The sequence below is a fragment of the Streptomyces sp. NPDC054840 genome (assembly GCF_053611065.1).
In genome coordinates this window covers 1-7,913 of sequence record NZ_JBSGZP010000328.1, presented here as the reverse complement: position 1 = coordinate 7,913, position 7,913 = coordinate 1, and the positions used below count along the sequence as shown (strand labels likewise).

At 73.1% G+C, this 7,913-nt stretch carries 7 protein-coding genes; 2 read left to right on the top strand and 5 right to left on the bottom strand.

Annotation, left to right across the window (positions count from 1 at the left end):
* Window positions 1-118: 118 nt before the first annotated feature.
* Window positions 119-1,093 carry a GNAT family N-acetyltransferase gene (locus ACWGIU_RS22370; protein ID WP_453708389.1) on the top strand — a complete coding sequence of 325 codons (975 nt, stop codon included), beginning with the start codon at window positions 119-121 and terminating at the stop codon, window positions 1,091-1,093.
* A 25-nt stretch (window positions 1,094-1,118) separates the two neighbouring features.
* On the opposite strand, the gene ACWGIU_RS22365 is transcribed toward ACWGIU_RS22370, so the two are convergent.
* From ACWGIU_RS22365 to ACWGIU_RS22345, 5 genes are all read right to left on the bottom strand, one after another.
* The gene (locus ACWGIU_RS22365; RefSeq protein WP_453708388.1) at window positions 1,119-1,745 is read right to left on the bottom strand and encodes a DUF3885 domain-containing protein; all 627 of its coding nucleotides are present in this window, start codon (window positions 1,743-1,745) and stop codon (window positions 1,119-1,121) included.
* Window positions 1,742-2,410, bottom strand: coding sequence for a peptide-methionine (S)-S-oxide reductase MsrA (gene msrA / locus ACWGIU_RS22360; protein WP_453708386.1), 669 nt, complete (start codon window positions 2,408-2,410; stop codon window positions 1,742-1,744). The genes ACWGIU_RS22365 and msrA overlap by 4 nt, the downstream gene beginning before the upstream one ends.
* Window positions 2,411-2,490: 80 nt before the next feature.
* Window positions 2,491-3,630 (bottom strand): hypothetical protein, encoded by a 1,140-nt coding sequence (locus tag ACWGIU_RS22355; RefSeq protein WP_453708384.1) that lies wholly within the window; start codon window positions 3,628-3,630, stop codon window positions 2,491-2,493.
* A complete protein-coding gene (locus ACWGIU_RS22350) occupies window positions 3,627-5,225 on the bottom strand; it encodes a M48 family metallopeptidase (RefSeq protein ID WP_453708382.1) in 1,599 nt (532 codons plus the stop codon). Before ACWGIU_RS22350 ends, ACWGIU_RS22355 begins: the two co-directional genes overlap by 4 nt.
* Window positions 5,226-5,467: 242 nt before the next feature.
* Window positions 5,468-6,580: a hypothetical protein gene (locus ACWGIU_RS22345; protein WP_453708380.1), complete on the bottom strand. Its 1,113-nt coding sequence runs from the start codon at window positions 6,578-6,580 to the stop codon at window positions 5,468-5,470.
* A 74-nt stretch (window positions 6,581-6,654) separates the two neighbouring features.
* On the opposite strand from ACWGIU_RS22345, the gene ACWGIU_RS22340 reads away from it, so the two are divergent.
* Window positions 6,655-7,812, top strand: a complete 1,158-nt coding sequence (locus tag ACWGIU_RS22340) for a cystathionine gamma-synthase (protein WP_453708378.1) — start codon at window positions 6,655-6,657, stop codon at window positions 7,810-7,812.
* Window positions 7,813-7,913 lie beyond the last annotated feature (101 nt).

Genomic DNA, 7,913 nt, shown 5'->3' with positions numbered 1-7,913 from the left:
CCTCATGGGGTCCCCGCCGTCCGCCGTTCGGCCGGAGAACGGCCGGGTGCGATCCGAGTTGTTCATCCAGTGCTGTGACCCGGTGACCCTTTCCGGTCACAGCATTAGGGTCCCCGGTATGACCGTCCGCGCCCTGCCGCTGCCCCCGACCGACACCGACATCGACGCCTGGACCGCGGTTCTCGCCGCCGCCCAAGCCGCCGACCTGCCCCAGATACCGCCGCCCGCCCGGACGGAGGTGGCCGGCCGACTGCGCGTGACACCGGCGCGCGGCCGCGCCGCACTCTGGGCCGCGGACGGGGGAACGGGCGTGGCCGCGCTGATCCTGTTCACGGACGAGGCCAACGCGCACACCGCCTTCCTCGACGTGCTCGCCGTACGCCCGGACATGCGGCGCCGGGGCCTGGGCCGCGCCCTGTGGGAGCAGGTCCGGGCCGAGCTGCTCGCCCACGGCCGGACCTCGGTCTCGACCCTGGTGGACCTGGGCGGCCCGGGGGAGGCGTTCGCGCAGTCGCTCGGATTCGGGAACGTACTGCCCATGGCCTGGTACGAGCAGGACGTGACGCGGCCGCAGGACCCAGCCGGCGCCGGAGCGCCGGTGCCCGTCGCCCCGGGGTACGAACTGCGCGCCTGGCACGGCCTGGTGCCGGACGACTGGGCCGCGCCCCTCGCCACGGCCCACGGGGCGATGGGGGACGCGCCCACGGGGGACATCGACGAGAAGGCCGAGCCCTGGACGCCGCAGCGACTGCACGCCGCGCACCAGCTCGTCCTGGACCGGGGCGGCGAGATCACCACGGCCGCCGCGGTGACCCCGCGGGGCGAGGTGGCCGCGTACACGGAACTGGTCCTGCCCGACCCGGCCGGCCCGCGCGCCCTCCAGTACGACACGGTGGTCGCCCCCGCCCACCGGGGCCACGGCCTGGGCCGCGCGGTCAAGCTGCACATGCTGGAGCAGGCCCGCCACCGGTACCCCGCCCTGCGCCGGATCGCCACCACGGTGGCGGACGAGAACACCGCGATGCGCGCGGTGAACGCGAGCCTGGGCTACCGCCTCCACCGCCCCGCCGCGTACTACCAGCTCAGCCTGTAACGGCCGGGTTCCGCGCCGGCCGGCCTCAGTACCCCTGGGGGTGCGCGGACAGCCAGTCGGTGTGCCGCTCGCGCATCCGGTCCCGCTCCTGCGGCGTGGGCAGGACGACATCGGCGCCGCCGTCGTACGGGTGGTGGAACCGGGTGAGCCCGGGGTCCGTGACGAAGATGCCGGCCAGCGTGTCGTCGGCCACCGCGCGCAGCAACGGGTCGAGGCAGCCCCGCCGCCAGGGGCGCCGGTCCGCGTAGTGGTACCAGCGCGTGTGGAACTCCGGATCCGGTTCGCCGGTCTCGTCCAGCGTGGTCCACAGCGTGCCCTCCGGGTGGAGGGCACGGCGCAGCGGCGACCGGCCCGTCCGGTCCGACACCTCGGACCAGCCGGTGGTCACCACATACACCTCGTCGCCCATGAAGAGCTCGTCCAGGACCGTGTTGTACCGATCCAGGAGCACCGCGTACTCCGCCTCGTCCTGCGGGTGGCGCTTCGATTCCGGCAGGCTGTGGAAGCGCACCCACCGGTCCGCGTACACCGTCTTCAGCTCGTGCGGCAGCAGCGGGCCGGGTGGCCTGTGCCGCCGCCACAGAGCGGTCAGCCCCTCGTGCGCGGGGTCGACGAGGGGTTCGACGGCGCGTTCGGCGACGGGGTCGCTCACGCCCCCGGAGCCTTGGCCACACCGATCGGGCAGGACACCCCCGTGCCGCCGATGCCGCAGTAACCGCCCGGGTTCTTGTCCAGGTACTGCTGATGGTGTGCTTCGGCGGGCCAGAAGGGGCGCTCCGCGGCCGGCAGCACCGCCGTGGTGATCGGACCGTAGCCCGAGGAAGCCAGGACCTGCTGGTACGCCGTACGGGAGGCCTCCGCCGTCTCCTGCTGGTCGGGGGAGTGGGTGTAGACCGCCGAGCGGTACTGGGTGCCCACGTCGTTGCCCTGGCGGAAGCCCTGGGTCGGGTCGTGGGACTCCCAGAACAGCTTCAGCAGCGCGGCGTAGGAGACCTGGGACGGGTCGAAGACCACGCGCACCACCTCGGTGTGGCCGGTCAGACCCGAGCAGACCTCCTCGTAGGTCGGATTCTCGGTGAAGCCGCCCTGGTAGCCGGCCAGCGTGGTCCACACCCCGGGGGTCTGCCAGAACTTGCGTTCCGCGCCCCAGAAGCAGCCCAGACCGAAGTCGGCGACTTCCAGGTGCGCGGGGTAGGGGCCGGACAGCGGGTTGCCCAGCACGGTGTGCCGGTCGGGCACGGCGAACAGCGGCTCCGCGCGGCCCGTCAGGGCCTCCTCGCGGGTGGGGAGCTCGGGCGTACGGCGGTACGAGAACATGGATTCCCTCCTTGTGGGAGTGACAACGTGCGAAGGGCGGGCCGGGATTCCCCGACCCGCCCCCACCGCCGCCGCATCCGTCAGAAGCCCGGTGTGCTCACACCCACCGCCCAGTCACGGGCGTACAGGTACCGGCCCTTCGGCGAACCCGCGTAGGTCCACGGCAGGCAGCCGATGTGGCCGTCGATGTGGCGGAACTGCTCGACCGCCTGCTCGTCGCGGTCCTGCCAGAACAGCAGGTACGCCAGCAGGTGCCGGATGCGCGCCGTCCCCGGATGGTCGTCCCCGGCCGCGGCCAGGTCCAGCAGGGCCGCGTCCACCGCCGCGACGATCTCCGGCTCCTTGAAGAACGTCTCGGCCGTCAGGTCGTCCTCGTCCGTCTCCTGCTCGAAGTACGCGATCAGCGGCAGCAGCGACAGCAGGTCACCGGGCCGGCCGGCGGCCGCCGACTCCCGTGCGAAGGCGAGCGCCAGCTCGTGCGAGCCGCGCCACTTCCGGCACCAGTACTGCAGGCCGCTGATGTGCGACCACAGCACCTTCGGGTCGCGCTCGACGACCTGCGCCCACAGCTCCAGGTACCGCTCGTGCGAGTAGCCCAGGCCCTGCCCGATGGGCTGCTCCACGATGTACGGGGTCGGGTCGGCCGGGTCGGCGAGGCGCTGGGCCTCGTGCGCGACCTCCTGCGCCTTGACCAGCAGTTCGCGGAAGAGCCGGAACTGCTCCTGCGTGGTGCGGCTGCCCGACTGCCCACCGCGTACGTTCCACGCCACCGTGATCGCGGTGTCGGCGCCGACCAGGGCGGCCGTCGGGTCCTCGGGCCGGGCCGCGCGCCAGGCCAGCAGCCACGCGTCGTCCTCGGCCGCCGCCTCGGCCAGCGGGCGGACCCGCTCCATCCGCTCCTGCCAGTCCTTGCCGGCCGCCTCGATGTAGGCGGCGCCCGCCTCCCAGTCGCCCGACCGGACGGCCTCCAGGACGGCCGTCCGCTCCGGCGGCACCGGAGCGAGGTTCTCGGTGTCGAGGTCGGCCTCCGCCACGAAGCCCAGCGCGACGACCTTCGCCGCCTTCTCGGCCTTCTGCTCGGCCTTGACGGCATCGGTACCGGCGTTCAGGGTCCCGATCTCGGCCTCGAGGGCCTTGGCCTTGCGGATGTAGTAGGCGCCGCGCAGGAACTTGAACGCGCCGAACAGCAGCACGGCGCCCAGGATGTAGAGGCCGATCACGGGGCAAGTACCAGCTTTCGCAGGGGTTCGGTGTCGGGCAGGTCGGCGACGGCCGACTCCAGGGCCGCGCCCAGCCGGTCCTCGAAGCCGTCGGCCGGGTAGCGCAGGGAGGCCGAGTCGGACCAGGACAGCTGCCAGCGGGCGGCGCCGCGGGCCGTCAGTTCGACGGTGACCAGCTGGTTCAGGGCGCGCCGGACGACCGGGCGGGCGAACTCGCGAGCCGTGCGGCCGGTGGCGGCCGCCGCCTCCTCGGACTTCGGGAACCGGTCGGCGATGCGCCAGCGCACCGCCGGGTCGGCGTCGAACGCGTCGAGTACGGCCTCCAGTCCGGGGCCCGCGCCCTCGGCGGCGAAGGTCTCGCGGATGTCCTGCGCGCCCTGGCCGACGTACACGGTCATGGACTCGTGGACGAGGTCCTCCCAGCCGACCCGCTCGAGCGCGAGCGCCTCCGGGGTGAGGACGACCTGCTCCAGCGCGGCCAGCGCCGCGCCGGCGTCGGCCAGCAGGTCCAGGGCCGGCCGGGCGGCCTGGCCGCCGCGGCCGTCGTCGGGCAGGGCCTCGATGCGGGCCACGCGCTCGGCGAGCGCGGGGTGGGAGTCGTAGGGGGAGGTGGGCTCGGTCGACAGTTCCTGGCGCAGCCCGTCCAGGTCGGCCGAGCGCGCGTCCAGGAGCCGGCGCAGGCCGCCGAAGACCTCGCCGGGGCGGGGCAGCAGGCCGGCGCCGACGCCGAGGGTGGCGTACGAGCTCATGTAGAAGTCGTGCGCGGAGTCGAGGGCGTTCAGCTCGCGCAGCGCGGACGCGGCCGAGTCGCGGCCCGCGACCCGTACCGAGGCCAGGTCGGCGGCGAGCTCCTGGCGGCGGGAGGTGGAACGGGTGGCGCGCATGTAGAAGTTGCCGTACGCGATGTAGATCTTGGCCATGGCGCGGTACATCGCACCCTCGCCCGCGGTGTCGACGCCCTTGGCCTTCTTGCCCTTGGCGATCCGCTTCTCGTCCTTGCGCTCCTGCTTCACGCGCTCCTTGGCGACCTTCTTGTCGGCGCGGTCGTGGAAGTAGCCGATGGTGCGGATCAGCTGGGCCCGGCCGCGGGCGATCAGCGGGGTGAGACGGGTGTCGAAGTTGGCGTAGTGACCCATCTCGTGGGCGAGCACCGCCCGCATCTGCATCTCGTCCAGGCCCGTCATCAGCGGCAGGCCGAGGTACAGGCGGCGGGTGCCGGGCCGCAGACCCAGCAGCTTCGCGTCCTCGGCGACGGCCGCGTTCACCTCGTCGATCAGCACGATCTCGTCGGGGGCGCGGGTGCCGACCTGCTGCGCGATGTCGCGCACGACCGCCCACAGCTCGGGCTCCTGCGCCTCGCTGACGGTGACGCCGGCCAAGGGCTCGCCCTTGGGCGTGCGCAGCATGAACATGCCGCGCACGATCGGGACGGTGAGGACGACGGAGGCGAGGAGCAGCTTGGCCACGATCGGGCCGTGCAGCGTGGTGACGACGGCGTAGTCGATGCCACCGAGGGCGGCCAGCAGGAATACGCCGAGCAGGTAGAAGCCTGCGAGCAGGACGAGAGCGCGCAAGGCGCGCAGTGAAGCGCCCATATGGACAGATCCCCCCACGGGAACGAAAAGGAGTGGGTGGCACGGCAGAACGCCGCCACCGCCGCATCATGCGGCCTGCGATTACTTACAGCAACCTTATTCGTGAGGGATCCCCGCACGCGGGCGGGGTGGGCGGTGCGCCGCGGGGTTGGGGCAATCCTGACCGACGTCCGCGCCGCGGGCCGAGCGGACCCGCCGACGCGCAAGGGCAGGTCCGTGGATCCGCCGGCCCGCCCGGAGGGCTACGGCCGCAGCGTCGCCGGGGACCCGCCGTTCGCCTCGTACCCCGCCACCGCCATCGCCCGGTACACCGCGTACACCGCGGCCGGGTCCGGCGCCTCCGTCCACGGCAGCGCGCCCACGTACCCGTCCACGTGCCGCACCTGCTCCAGCGCCTCCGTCCACCGCTCCATGCAGACCAGGAACATCATCAGCAGGTGCCGCACGTGCGCCACCATCGGGTCGTCCTGCCGCGCCGTGTGCACCGCGTACAGCGCGCCCTCCACCGCCCGCGTCACGACCGCGCTCCGGTAGAAGCTGGGGCTCAGCACGATGTCCGGCTGGTTCTCGCGCAGCGCGAACATCGGCAGGGCCGCCAGCAGCGAGCCCTGCGGGGCGCGCGCCGCGGCCGCGTGCGCGAAGGCGTCGGCCTTCTCCCGCGAGCCGTGCCACTGCGCGCCCCAGTAGTGCAGCGCCGCGAGATGGGCGCCCATGTGCTCCGGGGCCCGGTCGATGACCTTCGCCCATAGCTCGTCGAACTCCGCCTCGGGGTACGCCAGTCCGCGCGCGATCGCCAGTTCCGTGATGTACGGGACCGGGTCCCCCGGAGCCAGCAGCGCGGCCTTGCGGCACGCCTCCCGGGCCTCCTCCAGGATGATCCGGTGGTCCTCGGAGCCGACCCCGCCCGAGTGCCGCCACGCCTGTTGCACCAGCAGCTCCGCGTGCACCTGAGCGCCGCCCGGGTCCTTCTCCGCCTCCAGCCGCCACGCCTTCAGCCACTGCGCGCCCGTCCCGGGCTGCGCCATCAGCTCCAGGGCCGCGGCCCCGCCGAAGGCCTGCACGCGCTGCCAGCGCCGCTCGCCCTCCCGCGGGGTCCCGGCGAGCAGCTGGGAGGCCGCCTGCCACCGGCCCGTGAGCCGTACGTTGTCGAGGGCGTCCATCAGGTCCTGGTCGGGCCCGGGGACGCGGACGTCGAGCTCTTCCTGCCGGTCGAATCCGTAGTTCGCCGGGTCGGCGGCGTCCGGGCTGCCCGGTGCGACCAGGCGGATGGCGCCGGCGCCGTACCGACGCCGGAGGAACGGACCGAGAACGAACACGAGCATGAGCACCGCGAACACGAACCACAGAATCTCCATACCTCCAGCGAACCAGACCGGGCGGGGAGCAGGCCAATAGGGGGCCCCGCCCCGGGCGGGCATAGCATCGGACCATGAGCGACGACAGCCACGAGCACCAGAGCTTCGAGACCCGCGCGATCCACGCGGGCAATACGGCGGACCCGCTGACCGGCGCGGTCGTACCCCCGATCTACCAGGTTTCCACCTACAAGCAGGACGGCGTCGGAGGGCTCCGCGGCGGCTACGAGTACAGCCGCAGCGCCAACCCGACCCGGACCGCGCTGGAGGAGAACCTCGCGGCCCTGGAGGGCGGCCGTCGCGGTCTCGCCTTCGCGTCCGGGCTCGCCGCCGAGGACTGCCTGCTGCGTACGCTGCTCGCCCCGGGCGACCACGTGGTCATCCCGAACGACGCGTACGGCGGCACCTTCCGCCTCTTCGCGAAGGTCGTCTCCCGCTGGGGCGTGGAGTGGTCGGTGGCCGACACCTCCGACGCCGAGTCGGTACGGGCGGCCCTGACCCCGAAGACGAAGGTCATCTGGGTCGAGACCCCCTCCAACCCGCTGCTCGGGATCACCGACATCGCCGTCGTCGCCGACATCGCGCGGTCGGCCGGCGCCAAGCTGGTCGTGGACAACACCTTCGCCTCGCCGTACCTCCAGCAGCCCCTGGCGCTGGGTGCGGACGTCGTCGTGCACTCGCTGACCAAGTACATGGGCGGGCACTCCGACGTGGTCGGCGGCGCGCTGGTCGCCGCGGACGCGGCGCTGGGCGAGGAACTGGCCTACCACCAGAACGCTATGGGCGCGGTGGCCGGTCCGTTCGACTCCTGGGTCGTGCTGCGGGGCATCAAGACCCTGGCCGTGCGCATGGACCGGCACGCGGAGAACGCGGGCAAGGTCGTCGAGCTGCTCAAGCGCCACCCGAAGGTCACCAACGTCCTCTACCCGGGCCTGCCCGAGCACCCGGGGCACGAGGTCGCCGCCAAGCAGATGCGCAACTTCGGCGGCATGATCTCCTTCCAGGTCGCCGGCGGCGAGGAAGAGGCGGTCGCGGTCTGCGGGCGCACCAAGATCTTCACCCTGGCCGAGTCCCTGGGCGGCGTCGAGTCCCTGATCGAGCACCCGGGCCGCATGACGCACGCGTCGGTGGCCGGCTCGGCCCTGGAGGTCCCGGCGGACCTGATCCGCCTGTCGGTCGGCATCGAGAACGCCGACGACCTCGTCGCGGACCTGACCCAGGCCCTGGGCTAGGGCGCGCTTTAGAAGTCCCGCCTGGCCTGCGGCGTCTGGCACCGCACCTCGCCGCGTTGTCGGGGCGCCCGAGTACTCCGGTACACGGGCGCCCCTCCGCC